We start from the raw sequence: 22,269 nt of genomic DNA, 5'->3' as shown, positions 1-22,269 counted from the left end.
GCCCGGCTCACCCCTTGCGCAGCGCGAGGAAGCGGCGGCCGTACGAGGTCCAGCGCTCCGCCTCCAGGAGACCCGCGGCCCGGGCCCGCCGCAGGGTCGCGGCCGTGCCGAGGCGGGCCCAGGGGAAGGCCGGGCCGAGTCGGCCGTCCGGCCCCTCCACCTGGACGACGGTGCGCTCGTCAACCTCCTCCGGATCGACCTCCACCAGCAACAGCCCCTCCCGGGCGATGAGTTGGGCGCTCCGGCGGAGCAGCGCGTCCGGGTCGCCGCCGATGCCCAGGTTGCCGTCCGCGAGTAGCGCGGCGCCCCAGCGGCCCTCGGCGGGCAGGCGGTCGAAGACGGAGCGGCAGAGCGCCGGGCCGCCGAGGCCCACCGTGCGGGCGACCGCCGCCCTGGTCACGTCCACCCCGAGGACGGGCACCCCGAGGGCGAGCAGCGCGGCCACCAGCCGGCCGGGGCCGCAACCGAGGTCGAGGACGGGCGCGGCCAGGTGGGCGCAGCGCAGCAGCAGGCTGTGGTCGGCGCCGGCTGCCGGGGCACACCAGCGCTCGATGTCCAGGTGAATCCGTCGGCCGTCCTCGCGGCGCAGCCACAGCGGGCCCCGGCCGGTGCGGACGGCGTCGGCGAAGGGGTCGTCCACCCAGGGTGCGGCGACCGTCAACTCGCCACCTCCGGCGCGGTGTCGACGGTTCGCAGCCGGGCGGCGAAGCGGCTTGCCGGAGCCTCGGCGGCCACTTGCCGCGCGTCGTCGACGGTGTCCACGTCCGTCAGCAGGGGCAGGTGGCGGACGGTCAGACGGGCCTCCGCCAGGCGGCGCAGGAGCGCGCCCCCCGTTCCCGGGGTGGACATCGGCACGCCGTGCAGGACGCGGGCGGCCAGCCGCGCGGTCGGCCGGGCCAGGCCCAGCGCCCAGAAGCCGCCGTCGGCCGCCGGTCCGTACCAGGCGTCCACGCCCGGCCGTCGGGCGGCGGACAGCGGCTCGGCCAGCGCGGCCGCGTCGAGTTGCGGGGTGTCCATGCCGACCAGTAGCGCGGGAGCCTCCGGGGCCAGCCGGGCGGCGTGCGCGAAGGCGGCGGCGAGCCGCTGGTCCAGGCCGCTGCCGCACTGCGGGACGACCTCCCAGCCCGGCGGGAGCCAGCCGCCGGCTACGCCGTCCAGGACCAGAAGGCGGCGGCCGGCGGGCATCGTGGACAAGGTGTGCAGCGTGTCGGCGAGCGCGGCCTCGGCGAGGGCCGCCGCCTGGGACGGGGTGCAGGGCGGGGTGAGGCGGGTCTTCACCCGGCCGGGAACGGGCGCCTTGGCGATCACCAGCAGCGTGGGCGGCGGCGCGGCCAGCACGGCCCGCATGTCGCGGACGGCCTGACGGGTGCCGCGCAGGGTGCCGGTGACCTTGGACCGGCCCGCGCGGGGCAGGTAGTCGACCGGGGTCTCGGCGATCCGCAGCCCGGCGGCCGAGGCCGAGAGCACCATCTCCAGCGGGTAGCCGGAGCGCCGGTCACCGAGGCCCAGCGCCAGCAGCCGGTCGCGGCGGGCGGCGCGCATCGGGCCGAGGTCGTGCAGCGGGGCGCCGGTGCGGGCCCGCAGCCGTCGGGCGAGGACGCCGTTGGCGAGACGGGCGTGCAGCGGCCAGGCCCCGGTGGTGGCCGGCCGGCGGCGGCCGAGCACCAGGTCGGCCGTACCGGCCAGGACCGGGCCGGCGACCCGGGGGAGCTGGGCGGGGTCGAGCGAGCCGTCGCAGTCCAGGAAGCAGACCAGGTCGGCGGTGGCGGCGCACAGCCCGGCGTGGCAAGCGGCGCCGAAACCGCGCCGGGGTTCCTGGACCACGGTCGCGCCGAGGGAACGGGCGAGCTCGGCGGAGCCGTCCCGGGAGCCGTTGTCCACGACGATCGCCCGCCAGCCGGGCGGGATGCGCCCGAGCACCCACGGCAGGGCGGCGGATTCGTCCAGGCAGGGCAGGATGACGTCGGCGACCGGTGCGGGAAGGAGGGAGGAAGTCACGCCGGTCACGCTAGCCGCGGCCGGTCCCGCCGGGCCCGAACCGCGCCCTTACGGAAGTGCTACGTCGGTGCGGCGGGACCCGTTCGGGGGATCCCGCGAAGGCCCGGGGATCTTACGGAATGCGAACGCGGGCCCGGGTGCGCCGCCGGCCACCGGCCGGTGGGCTCTATCCTCGGCGGGGTGAACGAGAGCCCCACCACCACCGGACCACCGTGTCCCGGCCGCATCCTGGTGGTCGACGACGACCCCACCGTGGCCGAGGTCGTCACCGGCTACCTCGCCCGGGCCGGCCACCACGTCGACCGTGCCGCCGACGGCCCGCAAGGGCTCGCCCTGGCCCGCGCCCACCGCCCGGACCTGCTGGTCCTGGACCTCATGCTGCCCGGCATCGACGGCCTGGAGATCCTGCGCAGGCTGCGTGCCAGCGCGGACGGCGCCGACCTGCCGGTCGTCCTGCTCACTGCCAAGGGCGACGAGACGGACCGGATCCTCGGACTGGAACTGGGCGCGGACGACTACGTCACCAAGCCGTTCAGCCCCCGTGAACTCGTCCTGCGGGTCCAGTCGGTGCTGCGCCGCTCCCGTGCGGGCGCGGCCGTCCGTCCGGCCGGCGGACGGGTGGTCTCCGGCGACCTCACGCTCGACCCACAGGCTCGCCGGGTTCACCGTGGCGGTCGCGAACTGCTCTTGACGGTACGGGAGTTCGACCTCCTGGCGTTCCTCCTGCGGCACCCGCGGACGGTGTTCTCCCGGCAGGAGCTGATGGAGCGGGTGTGGGGCTGGGAGTTCGGTGATCTGTCCACCGTCACCGTCCACGTCCGCCGGCTGCGCGAGAAGGTCGAGGACGACCCCGCCGCGCCGACGCTGATCACCACGGTCTGGGGCGTCGGCTACCGCTACGACCCGACGGCGGACCTGCCCGCCCCTGCGACGGATGTGCTCGCCCCGGGGGCGGACGCGACGAACGGACCGGCGTGAAGGATCTGTCGCTCATCGCCCTGTTCGCCGCGCTCGGCGCCGGCGGAGCCGGCCTGCTCGGCTGGGCGGCCGTCCGGCTGCTGCGCCGGCGCTCGCTCGCGCTGTCGCTGTTCTGCGTCGCCGCCGTCACCGTGCTGGCGGTCACCTCCGGGACCTTCGCCGTCGCCCAGGCGATGTTCCTCTCCCGGCACGACCTCGGGGTGGTGATCACGGTGCTGGGGATGGCCGCGGTGGTGTCGCTGGCGACCGCCGCGCTGCTGGGCCGCCAGGTCGTGGCCGGCAGCAGGGCGCTGACCGCGGCCGCCCGGACGGTGGGCAGCGACACCGGGTTCACCGCGCCGCGGCCTCCGCTCGGCCTGGAGCTGGCCCAGCTCAGCGCGGAGCTCGCCGCCACCAGCGCCCGGCTGGCCGAGTCCCGGGCCCGGGCGCAGGCCCTGGACAGCTCCCGCCGCGAGCTGATCGCCTGGATCTCGCACGACCTGCGCACCCCGCTCGCGGGCCTGCGCGCCATGGCGGAGGCGCTGGAGGACGGCGTGGCCGAGCGTCCACAGGACTACCTGCAGCGGATGCGCACGGAGGTCGAGCGGCTCACCGGGATGGTGGACGACCTGTTCGAGCTCTCCCGCATCCAGGCCGGAGCGCTGTCGCTGTCGTTGTCGCGGGCCTCCGTCTACGATCTCGTCGACGACGCGCTCGCAGGGGCCCACCCGCTGGCCCGGCGGAGCGGCGTCCGGCTGGAGGGGCGGCAGGTCGCCGCCGAACCCGTCGAGGTGGACACCGGTGAGATCACCCGGGTGCTCGGCAACCTCCTGGTCAACGCGATCCGTTCGACCCCCGAGGACGGCGTGGTGGCCGTCTCCGCCCGCCGGCGGGCGGACGAGGTGGTGCTCTCGGTCACCGACGGCTGCGGCGGCATCCCGGAGCAGGACCTGTCCCGGGTGTTCGAGACGGGGTGGCGCGGCAGCACCGCCCGCACCCCCCGCCCGGCCGTTCCGGGGAGCTCCCGGGCGCGGGGCGAGAGCGGTGGCGCCGGGCTCGGGCTCGCCATCGTCCGCGGCATCGTCGAGGCCCACGCCGGTCGCGCCCGGGTGTACAACGTCGCCGGGGGCTGCTGCTTCGAGATCGTCCTTCCCGCCGCCCGGAACTGACGTCAGGCGCGTTGCGACGCCGCCGCGAACTCCTTCATGCCGTCCGAGAAGGACACCTGGGCCCGCCAGCCGAGTTCCTCGCGCAGCCGCGAGGAGTCGGCGGTGATGTGCCGGACGTCGCCGAGCCGGTACTCGCCGGTCACCACCGGCGCCGGCCCGCCGTGGGCGGCGGCCAGCGCCTCGGCCATCTCGCCGACCGTCCGGACCTCGCCGCTGCCCACGTTGTACGCCCGGGCGCTGCCCGGCGGCCGGCTGCCGACCGCCGCGAGCGCGACGAGGTTGGCGTCCGCGACGTCCTGGACGTGGACGAAGTCCCGGCGCTGGCCGCCGTCCTCGAACACCCTCGGCGCCTCGCCGCGGGCCAGCGCCGAGCGGAACAGCGAGGCGACCCCGGCGTACGGGGTGTCGCGCGGCATTCCCGGTCCGTAGACGTTGTGGTAGCGCAGCGTCAGGACGCGGCCCCCGCAGGCGCGGGCCCAGGCGCCGGCCAGGTGCTCCTGGGCCAGCTTGGTGGCCGCGTACACGTTGCGCGGATCGGCCGGCGCGTCCTCCGCCACCAGCCCGGGGCTCAGTTCGGCGCCGCACCGCGGACACGGCGGCTCGAACCGGCCGGCGTCCAGCTGGTCCGGGCGCCGCGGGCCGGGCGAGACGTCCCCGTGCACCGGGCACCGGTACCGGCCCTCCCCGTAGACCACCATCGACCCGGCGAGCACCAGTTCCCGCACTCCCGAGCGCGCCATCGCGGCGAGCAGGACCGCCGTGCCCAGGTCGTTGCAGCCGGCGTAGGCGGGCGCGTCGTCGAGGTCCAGCCCCAGACCGACCATCGCCGCCTGGTGGCAGACCGCGTCCACACCGGCCAGCGCCTGCTCGACCGTCGTCGCGTCCCGCACATCACCGTGCCGCAGCTCCACGCCGTCCGGCAGCACGGGCGGCACTCCGCGGGGGTGGACGGCGGGCAGCAGCGCGTCCAGGACGCGGACCTCGTGCCCCGCCGCGGCCAGGGCCCGTGAGACCGCCGAACCGATGAACCCGGCACCGCCGGTGACCAGAATCCTCATGACCGCCGACGCTACCGGCCGACGCCGGGAGAACCGGCCGAGGCTGGCGTCGTGTCACGCTTCGGTAAGACTCCGGGCGGCGATCGGGGCCGCGCCGGACCGGCGGAGCGTACGGCGGCGGCGTGTTCGGGCCGGTGCCGACGATCGGCGCCGACCGGCCCGGGGCGGGCGTCGGACGCGCGGCGGCCTCCCCGGCGACCAGGGTGCCGTCCTGCGCAGGGGCGCCTCGCCCGGCCGGTTCATCCGGGCGATCGGCCGATGTCGCGGCCGAGTTCGAGGGCGAGGATCTGGTCCAGGCGCAGGTAGGTTTCGAAGCGGGTGCCGTCCGGCAGGGTGGCCCGGGCCTCCAGCGCGTGCAGGGCGCGTACCGCGACCCGGGCATCCAGGTCCTCGTCGAGGCCGTCGAAGGCCGCCTGGACCATGTCGGCATCCGGCGGGCCGGACGGCTCGCGGGCGGTGTCGGCGACCAGCGCGCGCCAGCGGGTCAGCCTTTCCGCCGCGTTCGCCAGATCGTCGTCGGTGAACCGGATCGGGGCGCTGACGGGGTGTTCGAGGAAGGCGAGGCGCAGCGCGAGGGGGTCCTGCGCATCCACGGCGATCGAGGCCGACGGTTCGTCTCCGGAATCCGGACCGGCCTGCCGGGGCATCGTCACCGGGCCGGTGACCAGGAGCGGCGCGGACGCCGGGCCGGCGGGGAAAGGTGAGCGGCCGGCGATGGCGAGGTCGGCCGCGGCTCGGTTCGAGCTGTCCGCATCGTGCCGTGTGCTCAGTCCGGCGGGTGGCCGGACGCCGAGCCGGTCGGCGGCCTTGAGCAGGGCCCGGGTCTCCTCGCCAGGAGTGTCCGGGACGACGAGTTCGGTGATCACTTGCAGGCCCTGGGCCTCGCAGGTGCGGGCCAGGACGTCACCGGCCACCAGGGCTCGCAGATCCCCGAGGGTGAACGGGGGGCCCTGCTCGCCGACCTCGATGCTCGCGTGCAGGAGCCCGACCCGGTGCGGACGGACCTCGGTACGTCGCCCGGTGCGGGCGTCGGTGATGCGCAAGGGTGTCTCCGTCTCGGCTCAGTGGTGTGTGGCCACGGAGATCGAGTCGATCCCGGCCCGGACCAGACCATAACGCGATGTGATGGGGTGCTGGGATCTTCTGGGGGGCTCGTCGGTCGGCCAATCTTCTCCCACGCATGAAATGTCACATCATGCATGGAGGAGACGTGGGACAACGAAGAGTCGGGCCGGCCCTCGCCGCGGCCCTGGGGCTGCTGTCGGTTGCCGGTTGTACGGGATCCGGCGACGGCGCCACCGGGGCGAACGCGGCTGCGGTGAAGGGTGGCACGCTGCATGTGCTGTCCACCCTCGACCTGGAGCACCTGGACCCGGCGCGCAACTACGTCACGTCCTCGGAGGACGTGAGCCGGCTGATCTACCGGACGCTGACCACCTTCGCCGCCGCGCCGGGCCAGGCGGGCGGGAAGATCGTGCCGGACCTGGCCACCGACACCGGTCGGCCCGGCGACGGCGCGAAGACCTGGACCTTCACCCTCAAGCCGGGAGTGAAGTTCGAGGACGGCCGGCCGATCACCAGCGAGGACGTCAAGTACGGAGTGGAACGGACCTTCGCCGCCGAGCTGCCGGAGGGCCCGCCGTACGCCCGGATGTGGCTGGCCGGCGGCGAGTCGTACAAGGGTCCCTACAAGGATTCCGGTGGGCTGGCCTCGATCGAGACCCCGGACGACAGCACCGTCGTCTTCCATCTCAACCGCCCGGTGGCCGATTTCGGTTCGGCGGTGTCGCTGCCGATGTTCGCCCCCGTGCCGCGGGACAAGGACGCCGGCGTCAACTACGACTCCCGCCCGTTCTCCTCCGGCCCGTACAAGATCGACAGCTTCGAGCCCAAGAAGCAGCTCACCCTGGTCCGCAACACCAGCTGGGACCAGGCCACCGACACCGTCCGCAAGGGCCTGCCCGACAAGGTCGTCATCGACCTGGGCCTGGATGCGGCGGTGGTCGACCAGCGGCTGATCGCCGGTCAGGGAGAGGACGCGAACGCGGTCGCGCTGGAGCCGATCGGCCCCGCCTCGGTCGGGCGGGTGCTGAACGATCCGCAGGTGAAGAGCCGGCTGGTCACCGGCGACTCGATCAACACCCGTTACCTGAGCATCAACACCAGGCACAAGCCGCTCGACGACGTCCGGGTGCGCCAGGCCATCGCCTACGCGCTGGACAAGGACGCCCTGCGCACCACCCGCGGCGGTCCGATCGCCGGCGACCTGGCGACCAGCCTGCTGCCGCCGGCCCTCGGCTACCAGGCCGAGGACCCCTACCCGAGCAAGGACGGCAAGGGCGACCCGGAGAAGGCCAAGACGCTGCTCGCCGAGGCGGGCCACGCCTCCGGCCTCACCCTGACCCTCGACGCCCCGGCCTCGACCGCCGGCAAGGCGCAGGCCGAGGCGGTGCAGGCCTCGCTCGGCCGCGCCGGCATCACCGTGAGGATCAACGAGATCAGCTCCTCGGCCTTCTACAGCACGGTCGGCAACACGTCCCAGGAGCACGACCTGGTGATCGCCGGCTGGTCCCCGGACTGGCCCGGCGCCTCGACGTACCTGCCGATCGTGTTCGACGGGCGCCTGATCACCGGTCAGGGCAACAACAACTACTCGCAGTACGACTCCCCGGCCGTCGACGCGCAGATCGACAAGATCGCCGCGACGGGGGACCCGGCCGCGGCTCAGGCGGCGTACGGGCAGCTCGCCCAGCAGATCATGCAGGACGCCCCGGTGGTGCCGTTCCTGTGGGACAAGGCGCCGGTCCTCGTCGGTCCGAACGTCGCCGGAGCGTACGGGCACATCGGCTACGTCGGCCGGCTCGACCTGGTCTCCCTGGGGTTGCGCAAGTGACCGTCATCCGGAGGCTGTTGGCCCAGCGCTCGGCGGCCCTCGCGCTGACCGTGGTGGCCGGGCTGGTCCTGGTCGCGGTTGCCGCGCCGCTGATCACCTGGATCGCCGGGAGCTCGCCGACCGCCTTCCACGGCGACGCGGTGGACCCGGCGCTCGGCGGCCTGCCGCGCGGCGCCGCAGGCGGGATCAGCACCGGGCACTGGCTGGGCGTGGAGCCGGTCAACGGCCGGGACGTGCTCGCCCGGGTGGTGTACGGCGCACAGGTGTCGCTGCTGATCGCCGTGCTCGCCACCGCGCTGTCGGTGGTGCTGGGAACGGCGCTGGGCCTGGTCGCGGGCTTCTTCGGCGGCTGGGTCGACACCGTGATCGGGCGCACCATGGACCTGCTGCTGTCCTTCCCCAGCCTCATCTTCATGATCGCTCTGATCTCGGCGGCGCCCGGCACGGACCGACGCCTGCTGCTGGTCGTGGTGCTCGGCTTCTTCGGCTGGCCGTACGTCGGCCGGATCGTACGCGGGCAGGCGATGGTGCTGGCCCGGGGCGAGTTCGTCGCGGCGGCCCGGGTGCTCGGCGCCTCCCGCCGGGCGCTGCTGCTGCGCGAGGTGCTGCCCAACCTGACCGGACCGGTCCTGGTGGTGGCCACCATGTCGATCCCCGGCTACATCGCCACCGAGGCCGGCCTGTCCTTCCTCGGCGTGGGTGTCCAGGCCCCCACCCCCTCCTGGGGTCAGATGATCGCCACCGCCGTGCCCTGGTACGCCGCCGACCCCGCCTACTTCCTGATTCCCGGCGCCTTCCTGTTCGTCACCGTGCTCGCCTTCAACGTGCTCGGCGACGCCGTCCGCGACGCGCTCGACCCCCGGAGCCGGAAACGATGATCCTCTACCTACTGCGAAGACTTGCCGTCACGGCGGCCATCCTGCTGGTGATCTGCGCCGCCACCTTCGCCATCTTCTACCTGATGCCGGCGGACCCGGCGCAGGGCGCCTGCGGCAAGGCATGCAGCCCGGAGCGGATCACCGAGATCCGCACCACCCTCGGGCTGAACCACTCCCCGCTCACCCAGTTCGGCGACTACCTGACAGGCATCGTCTCGGGCCGGACGTACGGCAGCGGCGCGCAGGCCGTCAACTGTCCTTTCCCGTGCCTGGGGTTCAGCTTCCAGACCGACCAGCCGGTGTGGCAGCTGCTCACCAGCCGACTGCCGGTCAGTTTCTCGATCGCCATCGGTGCCGCCGTGCTGTGGCTCGCCGTCGGCGTCGGTGCCGGAGCGGTCTCGGCCCTGCGGCGTGGCAGCCTGTGGGACCGGGCGGCGATGACGGCCGCCCTCGGAGGGGTGTCGCTGCCGATCTACTTCACCGCCCTGGTACTGCAGTACCTGCTGGTGGTGCAGTTCAAGCTGCTGCCCTACCCGCTGGTCGTGCCGTTCACCGTCGATCCGGCCGGCTGGGCGCAGTCGATGGTGATGCCCTGGATCACCCTCGCCCTGCTGTACGCCGGGATCTACGCCAGGGTCACCCGTGGCGAGATGCTGGAGAGCCTCGGCCAGAACTACGTACGCACCGCCCGTGCCAAGGGCCTGCCCGAGATCACAGTGGTGCGGCGGCACGCCCTGCGGCCCGCCCTGATGCCGATCGTGACCATCTTCGGCATGGACCTGGGCGCGCTGCTCGGCGGTGCGCTGATCACCGAGTCGGTGTTCGGTCTGCCGGGAGTCGGAAAGCTCGCGGCTGACGCGATCGCCTCCGCCGACCAGCCGGTGATCCTCGGGGTGACGCTGTTCGCGGCCTCCTTCGTGGTGCTCGCCAACCTGCTGGTGGACCTCGTGTACGCCGTGCTCGACCCGAGAGTGAGGGCCGTCGGATGACCTTGCTGACGGTACGTGACCTGGCCGTGGAGTTCCGCTCCGGCGTCCGCGCCGTGGACGGGCTCGACCTCGACCTGGAGGCCGGCCAAGTGCTCGGTGTGGTCGGCGAGTCAGGCAGCGGCAAGTCGGTCACCAGCCTCGCCGTCCTCGGCCTGCTGCGCGACGCCCGGGTCAGCGGCGAGATCCGCTTCGACGGGCGGGAGCTGACCGAACTCGACCAGCGCTCGCTGCGCCGGCTGCGCGGCGACCGGATCGCGATGATCTTCCAGGACCCGCTGTCCTGCCTCAACCCGTACTACTCGGTGGCGTTCCAGATCGCCGAGGCGTACCGGGCGCACCACCGCGCCGGACGCAGGCAGGCGCACCGGGTCGCGGTGCGCATGCTGGACCGGGTCGGCATCCCGGAGCCGGAACGGCGGGCCCGCTGCTATCCGCACGAGTTCTCCGGCGGGATGCGGCAGCGGGTGATGATCGCGATGGCCCTGTGTCTGGAACCGGACCTGCTGATCGCCGACGAGCCGACCACCGCGCTGGACGTCACGGTGCAGGCGCAGATCCTCCAACTGCTGCGCGAGCTCCGGGAGCAGGCCGGCACGGCGATCATGCTGATCACCCATGACATGGGCGTGGTCGCCGGACTGGCCGACCAGGTCGTGGTGATGCACCAGGGGCGCGCGGTCGAGCGCGGTCCGGTACGGGACGTGTTCCACCGGCCGCAGGACCCGTACACCCGAGGCCTGCTCGCCTGCGTTCCGCGTATCGACGGGCCCCTGCCGGACCGGCTGCCCACCCTCGGAGCTGAAGAATGAGCCTCCTCGACGTACGGAACCTGGTCAAGCACTTCCCGGTACGCCACGGTCTGACCCGACGGCTGGCCGGCCATGTCGCGGCCGTCGACGGGGTCTCCCTGGCCGTCGGACCCGGCGAAACCCTCGGCCTGGTCGGCGAATCCGGCTGCGGGAAGTCCACCGTCGCCAAACTGATCACCCGCCTGGAGCGTCCCACCTCGGGCAGCATCCACTTCGCCGGGCACGATCTCGCCGGGCTGGACGAGACGGCCCTGCGCCCGCTCCGCCGTGACCTGCAGATGGTCTTCCAGGACCCCTTCTCCTCGCTCAACCCCCGGCACACCGTCCGTCGGATCCTCGCCGGCGCCCACCGCTACCAGGGCCTGGAGCCCGACCAGCCGGCCGAGGCGCTGCTGGCCCGGGTCGGCCTGCGGCCGGAGCACGCCGACCGCCATCCCCACGAGTTCTCCGGCGGACAGGCCCAACGCATCGGCATCGCCCGGGCATTGGCCCTGCGCCCGAAGCTGGTGGTGTGCGACGAGCCGGTCTCGGCACTCGACGTGTCGGTCCAGGCGCAGATCCTCAACCTGCTCAAGGACCTGCAGGACGAGTACGGGCTGAGCTACCTGTTCATCGCCCACGATCTCGGCGCCGTCCGCCAGATCAGCACCCGGATCGCCGTGATGTACCTCGGCTCGGTCGTCGAAACCGCCGACCGCGACACCCTGTTCGCCACCCCCGCTCACCCGTACACCCACGCCCTGCTGTCCGCCGTGCCGCTGCCCGACCCGGACCTGGAGACCGCCCGGGAGCGGATCGTGCTCCACGGCGACCTGCCCAGCCCGCTCGACCCGCCCAGCGGCTGCCGCTTCCGCACCCGCTGCCCCAAGGCCGACGAACTCTGCGCCGCCGATCGTCCGCAGTTGCGGACGATCGCCCCCGGACAGCAGGTCGCCTGCCACTACCCCGAGAGGACGCCGTGATCCAGTCCAGCTACCGCCTTCCAGGACTCTCGGTGACCGACCACGTCTTCACGGTGGCGCTCGACCACACCGAACCCGCGCGGGGAACCATCGAGTTGTTCGCCCGCGAGGTCGTCGACCCGGTACGGTCCGGTGAGCGACTCCCCTGGCTCCTCTACCTCCAGGGCGGCCCGGGCGGAAAGTCCCCCCGCCCGCTGAACGCCACCACCGGCTGGCTCGGCCACGCGCTCAAGACCCACCGGGTTCTGCTGCTGGACCAGCGTGGCACCGGGCGCTCCACACCGCTCACCGCACGGGCCGCCACCCGTTTCCCCTCGGCCGGCGCGCTGGCCGATCACCTCGCCCGCTTCCGTGCCGACTCGATCGTCGCCGACGCGGAGCTGATCCGCCGTCGACTGTGCCGCGACGAACCCTGGGAGACCCTCGGCCAGAGCTACGGAGGCTTCGTCACCCTCAGCTACCTGTCCCTCGCCCCCGAAGCTCTGCGCGCCTGCTACATCACCGGCGGCCTGCCCGGCCTCGACGCCGCCGCCGACGACGTCTACGCCGCCACCTACCCCCGCGTGCGGGACATGGTGGGCGCCTACTACGCCCGCTACCCCGAGGACCGCCGGCTGGTCCGCCGGATCGCCGATCTGCTCGACCGGAAGGCCGTCCACCTCCCCGACGGCGACCGGCTGACGGTCCGCCGGCTGCGCACCCTGGGACTGGCCCTCGGCATGGGCGACGGCTTCGAGCGCCTGCACTGGCTGTTTGACGAGGCCCTCGACCCGGACGGCGAGCCCTCGGCCACGTTCCTGCAGCAGGTGGCGAACCTGACCGGCTTCACCGACAACCCGCTCTTCGCCGTCCTCCAGGAGTCGATCTACGGCCGCCCGGGCGCCGCCACCGGCTGGGCCGCGGCCCGGGCCATGGCCGAGCACCCCGAGTTCACCGAGGACGCCGACCCCCTGCTGTTCACCGGCGAGATGTTCTACCCCTGGATGTTCGAGGAGATCGCCGGGCTGCGCCCGTTCGCCGAGGCCGTCCACCTGCTCGCCGAACGCACCGACTGGCCCGCCCTGTACGACCCGGCCCGGCTCGCCGCCAATCGGGTCCCGGTCGCCGCGGCCGTCTACCACGACGACATGTACGTCGACGCCGGCCTCTCGCTGCGCACCGCCCGCACGGTCGGCGCTCTGCGCACCTGGGTCACCGACGAGTGGCAGCACGACGGGGTGACCGCCTCCGGCGAGCGAGTGCTCGCCCGCCTCATGGACCTGGCCTCCGGCCGATGCTGACTGATCGTCAGAGAGGAAACCGATGAAACCCCACCCGCTCGCCGCCGCCCTGGCGCTCACCCTGCCACTGCTCGCCGCCACCCCGGCGGCGGCCGACACCGCGCGGCCCGGCGCCGGTGCTCCGGCCTCCGACTGCGCCCTGGCCGGAGCCACCGGCTGGACGGACGAGGGCCACAACACCGACTACACCCAGTTCCAGCAGCCGCTCGGCACCAAGCACGTGCTGATGCTCTTCGTGGACTTCCCCGACGCCCCGGCCACCGGCTCACCGGACGACTACTATCGCCAACTCGCCCCAGCCCAGGACTGGATGAAGCAGGACTCCTACGGCCGGGCCCGGCTGGACATCGACCCGTTGAAGCGCTGGATCCACATGCCGCAGGCCGCCTCCTCCTACGGCTTCGAGCGCGGCATCACCTTCGAGCAGCACGAGCTCTACGTGAAGCAGGCCGTCCAGGCGGCCGACCCGTACGTGGACTACTCGACGTACGACATGCTCTACATCGTCCCGACCAAGACCGCCTCCGCGATCACCTTCTCGCCCACCTACCTCTACGACCCGAGCACCGCGGGCATCACCGCCGACGGCAGACGGATCAAGTGGGCGGTCACCTTCGGCCAGGACATGTACCACTGGGGCTACAAGGTCGCCGACCACGAGACCTCGCACACCTTCGGCCTGCCCGACCTCTACGCCTTCACTGCCGCCGACTACCACCGCTACGTCGGCGGCTGGGACCTGATGGGCGACATCGCCGGCCCCGCGCCGCAGCACGTCGGCTGGGAGCGCTGGAAGTTCGGCTGGATCGACGACCGCCAGGTGGCCTGCCTGCCCGCTGCCGGCAGCCGAACCGTCCGGCTGAAGGCGGTCGAACGCCCCGGCGGCACCAAGATCGCGGTGATCCGGACCGGCGCGACCACCGCCTACGTCGCCGAGTCCCGCCGGGCCGTCGGCGCCGACGGCAAGGCGTGCTCCACCGGGGTGCTGGTCTACAAGGTGGACACCGCCACCCCGACCGGTGACGGCCCGATCCAGGTGGTCAACGGCAACCCCACCGCCACGCCGCCCACGGGCTGCACGCTGCTCGACATGGCCGCCTACCGACCCGGCCAGTCCTTCACCGACCCGGCGACCGGCGTCCGGATCGACGTCGTCAAGCGCGGACCGCTCACCGACACCATCAGGGTGACCAGGCAGTAGACCCGGCGACAGGCGCCCTTCCCGCACGACGGCAGTTGCCGACCGCACCCGGGACCGCTCAGGACATCCGGCCGTACCCGGGACCACTCAGGACACTCGACCGTATGTGGGACCGTTCACGACACCCGGCCGGCCACCCGCGAGGGTGCGGCCGGCCGGGCTCCTCACCCGGACCGATCTCATCGGAGGCATTCATGGAGCCCCCAGCCAGACCCCGGCGCTCGCTGCCGACGGCGCTCATCCTCCTCCTGTCCGCCCTGCTCGCCCTGGTCGTCCCCGCCCACCCCGCCCACGCGGACGACGGGAGCACCTCCGCGTGCGCGCTGCAGGGCACGACCGGGTACCTCGACGAGGGCCAGCAGACCGACTACACCCGGTTCCAGAACCCGATCGGCACCAAGCACATCGGCCTGATCTACGTGGACTTCCCCGACGCCGTCGGCACCGCCCTGCCCCTCACGTCGTACTACGACACGCTGAAGGGCGCTGAGGACTGGATGTGGAACGCCTCCTACGGCCGGACGGCACTTGACATCCAGGCCCCGTACGCCGCCTGGGTCCGGATGCCGAAGAACTCCACCGACTACGGCTGGGAGCGCGGCTTCTCCTGGAGTACGCACCAGGTCTACGTGAAGGACGCGCTCACCGCCGCGGCCGCCGCCGGAGTCGACCTCTCCCCGTACGACATGTTCTACGTCGTGCCGACCGCCACCGCGACCGCGATCGGGCACACCCCCACCTTCGTCCAGGACCCGGCCGCCCCGACCTGGGTCTGGAACCCGCCGACCGGTAGCTGGGTGCTGGTCCACTGGGCGGTGACCTTCGGACAGGACATGTGGCACTGGGGCTACAAGGTGGCCGACCATGAGACCGCTCACACCTTCGGCCTGCCCGACCTGTACGCCTACAGTGGCGACCAGCACCAGTACGTCGGCGGCTGGGACCTCATGGGCCGGATCTCGGGCCCTGCCCCGCAGTACTTCGGTTGGGAGGCCTGGAAGTTGGGCTGGATCGCCGACGGCCAGGTGTCCTGTCTGGACACGGTGAACACGTACACCACCACCCTGACCGGGCTGGAGTACGGCGGGAGCGGCTACCGGCTGGCGGTGATCAGGACCAGCGCCACCACCGCCTACGTCGCCGAGTCCCGCAAGGCCGCCTACGACGACTCCGACGCCTGCGCCACCGGCGTCGTCATCTACAAGGTCGACACCTCGACCGCCACCGGCAGCGGGCCGATCCAGCTGGTCACCAATCCCGACGCCGCCGCAGCCGGCGGGAACTGCACCACGCTGGACATGCAGACCTGGCAACCCGGCCAGTGGTTCCAGGACGACACCGCCCGCATCCGGGTCTACGTGAGCGCCTCCGACGCCTCCACCGACACCGTCTGGACCTCCAAGTGGTGACCGTGCAGCACCGGGACGTTCGCGATCAACGGCGGTGCGGCGGTCTGGTGGCGTTCAAGCCAGCTTTGGTAGACCGTGCTGCGCGCGCTCGCCGTCCGGTACGCCTCGATGACGTTCTGCACGAGTGAGGGGCCCAACGGCGCCAGCGGCCCCTCCTCGTGCCAGGCGAGCAGATGCCGGTACCAGAGCGGATTTCCGACGATCGGACGTACGGCGAGGCCTGGCATCTCCTCGAACGTGGCCTGGCAGAAGCTCACCGCGTGGCCGCTGCGGACGATGTCCAGGAGGAGTCGGCCCTCCGCCTCGTGGACGACGTGCATGCGATGGCCCAGGACGAGCAGGGTCCTGGACCAGTACTCACGGATCCGGTCGTTGTCCGGACGAGGAGCGGCCCAGTCCTCGTCCGCGAGGTCCTCCAGCCCGACCTCCTCCAGTGCCGCCAGCGGATGGGCTGCGGGAAGTGCCACGAAGAGCGGTTCGGTGGCGATCGGCTCGACCGCAACTCCCGGGGGGAGCGCGAGTTCGTAACCGGGGCTGTCACCCACCACGGCCGCTTCGAGACGGCCGCCCGCGATGTCCTCGACGAGCGGGACGGGGCAGCCCTGGCCCCGCGAGCTGATGTCGGCCTCCGGGTGGTGCGACCTGATCGCCGCGATCAACCCGCCGAGCAGGGGAGCGTTGACGGAGCCGAGCCGGAAACGGTGCGGCGAACAGCCTGTCCGCGCGGCGAGAGTGGAGACCTCCAGCAGCTCGTCGACGGTCGGCAGCACCGCCCGTGCCCGGCTGAGGACCACCTCCCCGAACGCGGTCGGGACGACACCCGATTGCGCGCGGCTGAACAGCTCACCACCGAGCGCCCGCTCGATCCGCGTCAACTGGGCACTGAGACCGGGTTGGGTCAGCCGCAACGACGCGGCGGCCCGCGTCAGACTGCCGCTGTCCGCGATGCTGCAGATGATCCGGAGGTGCCGGAGTTCGAGCTCCATGGCGAGATGGTACGGAGATCGGGTCCGCTTCCAACAGGGGTGCGTCGGCGAGGGCTCCACCGCCTTCGGCGCGAGCTGGTACGTCCTCAATTCGAGCGGCGACAAGATCGGCAACAGCTGACAGCCCGCGGCGGAGGATCGTCCGGGAAGATCGCACCGCACCACACCGCACCGCACCGCGGCGCCGCTCGCCGCCCAGCTCAGCCACCGGTCCCCGCCGGGCCGCTCAGCGCGCGGCCGAGGACCCGGTACGACCAGCTGCCCACCCGGCACCACGCCCGCGCCGTGCCACCGAGGGCCCGGTACCACGCGATGCCGAACGGGAGGGCGATGGCGAACCAGGACGGGGGCGCGAGCTCACCGGGCCGCTGGGCACCCTCACGGGCCCAGCGGCGGCAGCGTTCCACGCCCTGGCGGGTCCAGCCGGCGCAGCGGTCGGCGCGCCCGGACCATCGGGTCGCGGCACGCAACAGCGCGGTGTTCCAGTCGTCGCGGCGGCGCGCCATCGCATACACCTCCTTTTGGGACACTCCTATCAGCGTGCCAGGCGTGCCGCGAGCTGCTCAGGGAGTGCGCCGGGGCGGTTCCGGCGCGGGGTGACTGTTCAGGCGGGCCCGGACGGCGTCGGCGTCCCGGTGCTGCAGGTCCTCCAGGATGGCGAGGCTGCGGATCCAGGCCGCCCGGGCGGCCTCGACGTCGCCGAGCGCGAGGTGGGTGTCCCCGAGGTGGGTGTGGATGTCGGCCTGGAGGAAGTAGTCGCCGACCGCCACCCGCAGCCGCAGGGACTCGTGGTAGGCGGGCAGGGCCTCGTGGTACTCGCCGAGACGGTGGTGGATGAAGCCGATGCTGTCCCAGATGGACGACTGGCCGGGGAGGTTGCCGGCGTCGCGGGCCAGGTCCAGGGCGCGCTGACACTGCGGGAGCGCTTCCCGCAGCTTGCCCTGCTGAGCCAGGTACCAGCCGATGCTGTTGAGCGCGAGGGCCTGCCCGGATGGGTCGCCGATGGCCTCGAACAGCTCCAGGGCCCGGCGGGACTCGGCCACGGCCTCGGCGTCGGAGTGTTCCTCGCCGTGGGCGATGGCCAGGTCGAGCCGGGTCCGGCCCTCCCGCGGCCGGTCGCCGAGCGCGTCGAACAGACCGAGGGCCAGACGCAGTTCGCGCTGGGCCTCGGGCTGGCGGCCCTGGGAGCGGTGCACCTGGCCGAGCCAGCGGTGCGCGTGGGCCTGGTGGCCGAGGTCGCCGGTGCGTTCGGCGGCGGCCAGCGCGGTCTCGCTCGCCCGCTGCCACTGCTGCCACAGCCCCGACTTGAGCAGGTAGGGCACCTGGGCGCCGACGAGCTGCCAGGCGTGGACATCGGCTCCCGTCCGGTGTGCCGAGTCGACGATCCGCTCCAGCACCGGCTGCTCCTCCCGGTACCAGTCGAGCGCCTGCCGCCGGTCGCCGAGCCCCTCGGGCGTCACCCCGGTGGCGGGCTCCGCGAGGTCGAGCGAGTGCCAGGAGGCGTCGTCGGCGTAGGCGAGGCAGGCGGCGCGGTGGGCGGTGTGGAGGTAGTGGTCGAGCATCCGTCGAGTCGCCGCGGCCTGCCCCTGCGGGGGTTCGAGGGCGGCCGCCTGCTCGGCGGCGTAGGCGCGCAGCAGGTCGTGGAAGGTGTATCGGTCGCGCTCCGGCGCGGTGATCAGATGGGCGCGGTGCAGCTCCTCCAGCAGGGCGCGGGTCTCGGACAGCGGCCGGCCCGCCAGGCTCGCGGCCGCCGCCGTGCTGATGGTCGGGCCGGGGTGCAGGCCGAGCAGCCGGAACAGGCGGGCGGCCTGCGGGGTCAGGGCGCGGTAGGACCAGGAGAGCACCACCCGGACGTCGGCGTGGCTGTCGCCGGCCGACAGGAGGTCCAGGCGCGCCCGGGAGTCGCGCAGCTCGCGCGCCCACACTTCGAGCGGGGTGCCGGGGTGGTCGGCCGCCCGGGCGGCGGCGATGTTCAGCGCGAGCGGCAACCGGGCGCACAGCTCGGTCAGCTCGTCGGCCGCGTCCTGCTGCTCAGCGACGGTTGCGGCGCCCAGACGGCGGGCGAGCAGTTCGCGCGCCTCCGCGGGGGAGAGCACGTCCAGGGCCAGCGGTACGGCGCCGTCCAGGGCGACCAGCCCGGGCAGCCGGTTCCGGCTGGTGACCACGACCAGGCAGGTGTTCGAGCCGGGGAGCAGCGGGCGGACCTGTTCCGCCTCGCGGACGTTGTCCAGGACGATCAGCGTCCGGGTGCCCGCCAGCCGGCTGCGCAGCAGCGCGAGCTGCCCGTCCGGGTCGGCGGGGACGCGGAGGGCCGGGACGCCCAGCGCGTCCAGGAAGCCGCGCGCGACATCGGCGGCGTCGACCGGGGCCCGGGCCGGGTCGAACCCGCGCAGGTTGGCGAAGAGCTGGCCGTCGGGGAAGCGGTCGGCCACCCGGTGGGCGAAGTGCACGGCCAGGGTGGTCTTGCCCACGCCCGCGGTGCCGGCGATGGCCGAGATCACGACCGCGCCGCAGCCGGGGGTCACGTCGACGAGCAGCTCGTCGAGCAGCTGGAGCTCCCTGGTCCGGCCGGTGAAGTGGCGGATGGCCATGGGCAGTTGCTGCGGACCGCTCGGACCGCTCGGACCGCTCGGACCGCTCGGACCGCTCGGAAGCTTGGCGGCGACGGCCGGGCTGCCGTCGAGCGCCGCCACCGGGGCGTCCGGCCTGTCCGAGCCGTCCGAACCGCCCGGCCCGTCCGCTCCGTCCGGCTCCGCGGGCTGCCGGGCGTCCGTGTCCCGCGCCGCCGTCAGCCACTGGGCACGGGTGTCCGGGTCGACGCCGAGGGCCCCGGCGAGCCGGATCACCGAGGACATCCGCGGGCGGCGCCCGCCCGCCTCCAGGGCGCTGATCGACCGGGCCGACACCCCCGAGCGCTCCGCGAGTTCGTCCTGACTCCACCCCGCCGACAGGCGTCGTTCCCGCAACAGCGCAGCAAAAATCGCAGCCCCCACAGATCCCCCCGAGTCCCCTGTGATCCGCGTCGTCGCCCCGCCCGTCCGAGCCGGATCGCGAATGAGCGTAGCCCCACGGGGCCCAAGTGTCAGGTCAACGTCAGGTCAACGTCGTGGTCAGCGCGGCCGCACCGGGGTGAAGATGAACGCCCGACGGACCGGTCCGGGGGTGCCGGGCCCCGCCCAGACCCCCGCGACGGCCGACCGCAGCCCGGCCGTCGCGGGGTCACCGCCGCGGATTCCGTCGCAGGTCGAACGGTGCCATGCTGACGCCATGAGAGATCACATCGGTACCGCCCCGGCCCGCGACGGGGTGCAGGACGGGGGCCGGCGGCGGGAGTTGGCGGCGGCGACGGTGGGGTCGGTGGTCGAGGCCTTCGACTGGAACATCTACGCCGTGCTCGCGCCCTACTTCGCCGCCGACCTGTTCGGCCACGGCAAGGGCGGGGTCAGCGGTGTGCTCGCCGCGTACGCCACCTTCGCGGTCGGCTTCGTGGCCCGGCCGGTCGGCTCGTACCTGATCGGCCGGCTCAGCGACAACCGGGGTCGGCGCTTCGCGCTCAGCCTCGGCATGGCCGTCATCGCCGTCGCGAGCCTGGGCATAGCCGCGCTGCCGGGGCAGCGGACCATCGGTGTCTGGGCGGCGGTGCTGGCCGTCGTCGTGCGGGTGGTGCAGGGGCTCGCCTTCGGCGGGGAGGCGCCGAGCGTCGCCGCGTACGTGACCGAGACGGCCCCGCGCCGGCACCGCTTCGCGTTCAGCGCGGTCTCCTACGGCGGGATCGTCCTGGGCTCGCTGCTCTCCTTCGGGGTGCTCACCCTGCTGATCCACACCATCGGCAAGTCCGGTCTGGAGCAAGGAGGTTGGCGCTGGGGCTTCCTGGTGGCCGCGCTGCTCGGACTGTTCTCGGTGTGGGTGCGGCGGACCGCTCCGGAGAGTGCCGAGTTCCATCGCGCCCGGGCCCGGGTGCGGCCGGGCGGGCGCCCGTCCTTCCTGCGCACGATCCGCGACCACCGCTGGGCGGTGCTCACCGTCTTCCTCAACACCCTGGGCGGCACGGTCGGTTACTACTTCGCCCTGACCTACCTGCCGCAGTACGCCGCCGCGTACCACGTCATCGACAAGGAGCGGGCCGCGTCCTTCATGACGGTGGTGCTGGCGATCGTCCTGGCCACCATGCTGCTCACCGGCGCGGCCGCCGACCGCTTCGGCCTGCTGCCGGTCGCCCGGATCGGCTTCGGACTGCCGATCCCGATGGTCGGGATCCTGCTGGTCGGGCTGCGCGGGGGCTGGCTGCCGTTCCAACTGGTGGCCGTGCTGCTGGGGATGCTGGTGGCGACGCAGCTCGGCACGCTGAACGTCTTCACCGGTTCGCTGTTCCCGACCGAGGTGCGGTCGGTCGGCGTCGGCGTGGTCAACGCGGCCACCATCGCCGCGTTCGGCGGCTCCTTCCCGCTGCTGGCCGAGTGGCTGGGCCACCACAACGGCCTCGGGGTGATCCCGGTCTACGTCACGATCTGCACCGCCGGACCGGCGGTGGGCCTGCTGACGGCCATGCGGGTGCCCTCGTTCACCGCCGCCCTCCGGGAGGCGGAAGCCGACATTCAGCGGACACCGGGAACCGCCTGATGGACGTTCACGTCCTGTGGTTGAGTGGTCCGGACCAAACGCCGGACGGGGAGGGCGAGGCGACAGTGGACAGCAACGAGCCGGACAGCTGGCTGATCGAGGCGGATTTCGAGCAGCCGCCGCAGGTGGACCTGCGGACCGACCGGGCGCACTCCGCGCGGGTCTACGACTACCTGCTCGGCGGCAAGACCAACTTCCCGGCGGACCGCGAGGTCGGTGACCGGGTGCTCGCCGACCTGCCCGCCGCCCGGGCCGGGGCCACGGCCGCCCGCGCCGTGATGCACCGGATGGTCCGCCGGCTGGCGGAGCAGCACGGCATCCGGCAGTTCCTGGACGTCGGCACCGGCATCCCCACCACGCCCAACCTGCACGAGATCGTCCAGGCGGTCGACCCGGCCTGCCGGGTGGTGTACGTGGACAACGACCCGATCGTGCTGGCCCATTCGCGCGCGCTGCTGACCAGCACGCCCGAGGGCCGCACCGCCTACGTCGAGGGAGACCTGCGCGATCCGGCGAAGTTCCTGGCCGATCCGGCGGTGGCCGCCACCCTGGACCTGAGCGAGCCGATCGCGCTGACGCTGATCAACATCGTGCACTTCCTCTCCGACGAGGCCGCGCACCCGCCCGTCCGCAAGCTGCTGAACGCCCTGCCCTCCGGCAGCTTCCTGGCCCTGACCGCGGGCACCGCCGACAACGCCCCGGACCAGGTCGCGGTCGGCGCGCGCCGCTACGCCGAGGCCGGGATCGAGGTGCACGCCCGCCCGCACGCCGAGGTGGAACGTTTCTTCGGCGGGCTGGAGCTGGACGACCCGGGCGTGGTCCTGATCAACCGGTGGCACCCGGAGCTGGGCGAGCCCTCGGCCGTGGCCGACGGCGACGTCTCGGTGTACGGCGGCGTGGGCCGCAAGCCGTAGGACCGGTCTGACCACCACCCGCGGCAACAGCGGGTCCATCCGCTGCCACGCCGCGTCCGCCACCTGCAGCCACCCCGGGGCGGCCGTACCGTGCGCGAGCTGCGCGCCGGTGCGGCCGCCGCCCCGTCTTCTCGGAGCAGGGGCAG

Annotated in this window: 20 protein-coding genes and 1 pseudogene; 13 read left to right on the top strand and 8 right to left on the bottom strand. The window is 73.3% G+C overall.

Annotation, left to right across the window (positions count from 1 at the left end; translation table 11 throughout):
- Window positions 1-7 precede the first annotated feature (7 nt).
- From ACIG5E_RS11010 to ACIG5E_RS11000, 3 genes and pseudogenes are all read right to left on the bottom strand, one after another.
- Window positions 8-661, bottom strand: coding sequence for an SAM-dependent methyltransferase (locus tag ACIG5E_RS11010; RefSeq protein WP_396533004.1), 654 nt, complete (start codon window positions 659-661; stop codon window positions 8-10).
- Complete coding sequence (locus tag ACIG5E_RS11005) at window positions 658-1,185, bottom strand: DUF2064 domain-containing protein (protein WP_396533051.1); 528 nt, start codon at window positions 1,183-1,185, stop codon at window positions 658-660. The genes ACIG5E_RS11010 and ACIG5E_RS11005 overlap by 4 nt, the downstream gene beginning before the upstream one ends.
- 102 nt (window positions 1,186-1,287) lie before the next feature.
- Window positions 1,288-2,007, bottom strand: a pseudogene (locus tag ACIG5E_RS11000) (glycosyltransferase family 2 protein); the annotation flags it as partial.
- Between the two features lie 216 nt (window positions 2,008-2,223).
- On the opposite strand from ACIG5E_RS11000, the gene ACIG5E_RS10995 reads away from it, so the two are divergent.
- Window positions 2,224-2,976 (top strand): response regulator transcription factor, encoded by a 753-nt coding sequence (locus tag ACIG5E_RS10995; RefSeq protein WP_396533050.1) that lies wholly within the window; start codon window positions 2,224-2,226, stop codon window positions 2,974-2,976.
- The gene (locus tag ACIG5E_RS10990; protein WP_396533002.1) at window positions 2,973-4,124 is read left to right on the top strand and encodes a sensor histidine kinase; all 1,152 of its coding nucleotides are present in this window, start codon (window positions 2,973-2,975) and stop codon (window positions 4,122-4,124) included. Before ACIG5E_RS10995 ends, ACIG5E_RS10990 begins: the two co-directional genes overlap by 4 nt.
- 2 nt (window positions 4,125-4,126) lie before the next feature.
- Here ACIG5E_RS10990 and ACIG5E_RS10985 read toward each other — a convergent pair whose 3' ends face one another.
- Window positions 4,127-5,182: an NAD-dependent epimerase/dehydratase family protein gene (locus ACIG5E_RS10985; RefSeq protein WP_396533001.1), complete on the bottom strand. Its 1,056-nt coding sequence runs from the start codon at window positions 5,180-5,182 to the stop codon at window positions 4,127-4,129.
- A gap of 239 nt (window positions 5,183-5,421) precedes the next feature.
- Window positions 5,422-6,225, bottom strand: coding sequence for a hypothetical protein (locus ACIG5E_RS10980; RefSeq protein WP_396533000.1), 804 nt, complete (start codon window positions 6,223-6,225; stop codon window positions 5,422-5,424).
- Window positions 6,226-6,500: 275 nt separating this feature from the next.
- On the opposite strand from ACIG5E_RS10980, the gene ACIG5E_RS10975 reads away from it, so the two are divergent.
- The 8 genes from ACIG5E_RS10975 (at window position 6,501) to ACIG5E_RS10940 (ending at window position 15,603) form a co-directional block, all read left to right on the top strand.
- Entirely contained in the window at window positions 6,501-8,075 is a 1,575-nt protein-coding gene (locus ACIG5E_RS10975; protein WP_396532999.1) for an ABC transporter substrate-binding protein, read from the top strand.
- Entirely contained in the window at window positions 8,072-8,953 is an 882-nt protein-coding gene (locus ACIG5E_RS10970; protein ID WP_396532997.1) for an ABC transporter permease, read from the top strand. Before ACIG5E_RS10975 ends, ACIG5E_RS10970 begins: the two co-directional genes overlap by 4 nt.
- The gene (locus ACIG5E_RS10965; protein WP_396532996.1) at window positions 8,950-9,942 is read left to right on the top strand and encodes an ABC transporter permease; all 993 of its coding nucleotides are present in this window, start codon (window positions 8,950-8,952) and stop codon (window positions 9,940-9,942) included. Before ACIG5E_RS10970 ends, ACIG5E_RS10965 begins: the two co-directional genes overlap by 4 nt.
- Window positions 9,939-10,751, top strand: a complete 813-nt coding sequence (locus ACIG5E_RS10960; RefSeq protein WP_396532995.1) for an ABC transporter ATP-binding protein — start codon at window positions 9,939-9,941, stop codon at window positions 10,749-10,751. The genes ACIG5E_RS10965 and ACIG5E_RS10960 overlap by 4 nt, the downstream gene beginning before the upstream one ends.
- Window positions 10,748-11,713, top strand: coding sequence for an ABC transporter ATP-binding protein (locus ACIG5E_RS10955; RefSeq protein ID WP_396532993.1), 966 nt, complete (start codon window positions 10,748-10,750; stop codon window positions 11,711-11,713). Before ACIG5E_RS10960 ends, ACIG5E_RS10955 begins: the two co-directional genes overlap by 4 nt.
- Before the next feature lie 32 nt (window positions 11,714-11,745).
- Window positions 11,746-12,993 (top strand): alpha/beta fold hydrolase, encoded by a 1,248-nt coding sequence (locus ACIG5E_RS10950; protein ID WP_396532992.1) that lies wholly within the window; start codon window positions 11,746-11,748, stop codon window positions 12,991-12,993.
- 22 nt (window positions 12,994-13,015) lie between these two features.
- Complete coding sequence (locus ACIG5E_RS10945; protein ID WP_396532991.1) at window positions 13,016-14,194, top strand: M6 family metalloprotease domain-containing protein; 1,179 nt, start codon at window positions 13,016-13,018, stop codon at window positions 14,192-14,194.
- A gap of 194 nt (window positions 14,195-14,388) precedes the next feature.
- A complete protein-coding gene (locus tag ACIG5E_RS10940) occupies window positions 14,389-15,603 on the top strand; it encodes a M6 family metalloprotease domain-containing protein (protein ID WP_396532990.1) in 1,215 nt (404 codons plus the stop codon).
- On the opposite strand, the gene ACIG5E_RS10935 is transcribed toward ACIG5E_RS10940, so the two are convergent.
- Window positions 15,549-16,589, bottom strand: a complete 1,041-nt coding sequence (locus ACIG5E_RS10935) for a LysR family transcriptional regulator (protein WP_396532989.1) — start codon at window positions 16,587-16,589, stop codon at window positions 15,549-15,551. The genes ACIG5E_RS10940 and ACIG5E_RS10935 overlap by 55 nt on opposite strands.
- On the opposite strand from ACIG5E_RS10935, the gene ACIG5E_RS10930 reads away from it, so the two are divergent.
- Window positions 16,588-16,710 carry a hypothetical protein gene (locus tag ACIG5E_RS10930; protein WP_396532988.1) on the top strand — a complete coding sequence of 41 codons (123 nt, stop codon included), beginning with the start codon at window positions 16,588-16,590 and terminating at the stop codon, window positions 16,708-16,710. The genes ACIG5E_RS10935 and ACIG5E_RS10930 overlap by 2 nt on opposite strands.
- 79 nt (window positions 16,711-16,789) lie before the next feature.
- On the opposite strand, the gene ACIG5E_RS10925 is transcribed toward ACIG5E_RS10930, so the two are convergent.
- Window positions 16,790-17,095, bottom strand: a complete 306-nt coding sequence (locus ACIG5E_RS10925; protein WP_396532987.1) for a hypothetical protein — start codon at window positions 17,093-17,095, stop codon at window positions 16,790-16,792.
- 57 nt (window positions 17,096-17,152) lie between these two features.
- Entirely contained in the window at window positions 17,153-19,555 is a 2,403-nt protein-coding gene (locus ACIG5E_RS10920) for an ATP-binding protein (protein WP_396532985.1), read from the bottom strand.
- A gap of 301 nt (window positions 19,556-19,856) precedes the next feature.
- Here ACIG5E_RS10920 and ACIG5E_RS10915 point away from each other — a divergent pair, with 301 nt between their 5' ends.
- Both ACIG5E_RS10915 and ACIG5E_RS10910 read left to right on the top strand, forming a co-directional pair.
- Window positions 19,857-21,209, top strand: coding sequence for an MFS transporter (locus tag ACIG5E_RS10915; protein WP_396532983.1), 1,353 nt, complete (start codon window positions 19,857-19,859; stop codon window positions 21,207-21,209).
- The gene (locus ACIG5E_RS10910) at window positions 21,209-22,123 is read left to right on the top strand and encodes an SAM-dependent methyltransferase (protein WP_396532982.1); all 915 of its coding nucleotides are present in this window, start codon (window positions 21,209-21,211) and stop codon (window positions 22,121-22,123) included. The genes ACIG5E_RS10915 and ACIG5E_RS10910 overlap by 1 nt, the downstream gene beginning before the upstream one ends.
- Window positions 22,124-22,269 lie beyond the last annotated feature (146 nt).

The sequence above is a fragment of the Kitasatospora sp. NPDC053057 genome (genome assembly GCF_044546945.1).
In the GTDB taxonomy this organism is placed as follows: domain Bacteria; phylum Actinomycetota; class Actinomycetes; order Streptomycetales; family Streptomycetaceae; genus Kitasatospora.
Note: the sequence above shows the minus strand (reverse complement) of the source record. Positions and strands in the feature narration are given on the sequence as shown.

What these genes read in the sequence shown, in the direction of transcription:
- ACIG5E_RS10985 (WP_396533001.1), bottom strand. Translation starts at nt 5,182, where the DNA reads ATGAGGATTCTGGTCACCGGCGGTGCCGGGTTCATCGGTTCGGCGGTC.
- ACIG5E_RS10910 (WP_396532982.1), top strand. Translation starts at nt 21,209, where the DNA reads ATGGACGTTCACGTCCTGTGGTTGAGTGGTCCGGACCAAACGCCGGAC.
- ACIG5E_RS10930 (WP_396532988.1), top strand. Translation starts at nt 16,588, where the DNA reads ATGGCGAGATGGTACGGAGATCGGGTCCGCTTCCAACAGGGGTGCGTC.
- ACIG5E_RS10940 (WP_396532990.1), top strand. Translation starts at nt 14,389, where the DNA reads ATGGAGCCCCCAGCCAGACCCCGGCGCTCGCTGCCGACGGCGCTCATC.
- ACIG5E_RS10935 (WP_396532989.1), bottom strand. Translation starts at nt 16,589, where the DNA reads ATGGAGCTCGAACTCCGGCACCTCCGGATCATCTGCAGCATCGCGGAC.
- ACIG5E_RS10960 (WP_396532995.1), top strand. Translation starts at nt 9,939, where the DNA reads ATGACCTTGCTGACGGTACGTGACCTGGCCGTGGAGTTCCGCTCCGGC.
- ACIG5E_RS11005 (WP_396533051.1), bottom strand. Translation starts at nt 1,185, where the DNA reads ATGCCCGCCGGCCGCCGCCTTCTGGTCCTGGACGGCGTAGCCGGCGGC.
- ACIG5E_RS10955 (WP_396532993.1), top strand. Translation starts at nt 10,748, where the DNA reads ATGAGCCTCCTCGACGTACGGAACCTGGTCAAGCACTTCCCGGTACGC.
- ACIG5E_RS10945 (WP_396532991.1), top strand. Translation starts at nt 13,016, where the DNA reads ATGAAACCCCACCCGCTCGCCGCCGCCCTGGCGCTCACCCTGCCACTG.
- ACIG5E_RS10925 (WP_396532987.1), bottom strand. Translation starts at nt 17,095, where the DNA reads ATGGCGCGCCGCCGCGACGACTGGAACACCGCGCTGTTGCGTGCCGCG.
- ACIG5E_RS10915 (WP_396532983.1), top strand. Translation starts at nt 19,857, where the DNA reads ATGAGAGATCACATCGGTACCGCCCCGGCCCGCGACGGGGTGCAGGAC.
- ACIG5E_RS10965 (WP_396532996.1), top strand. Translation starts at nt 8,950, where the DNA reads ATGATCCTCTACCTACTGCGAAGACTTGCCGTCACGGCGGCCATCCTG.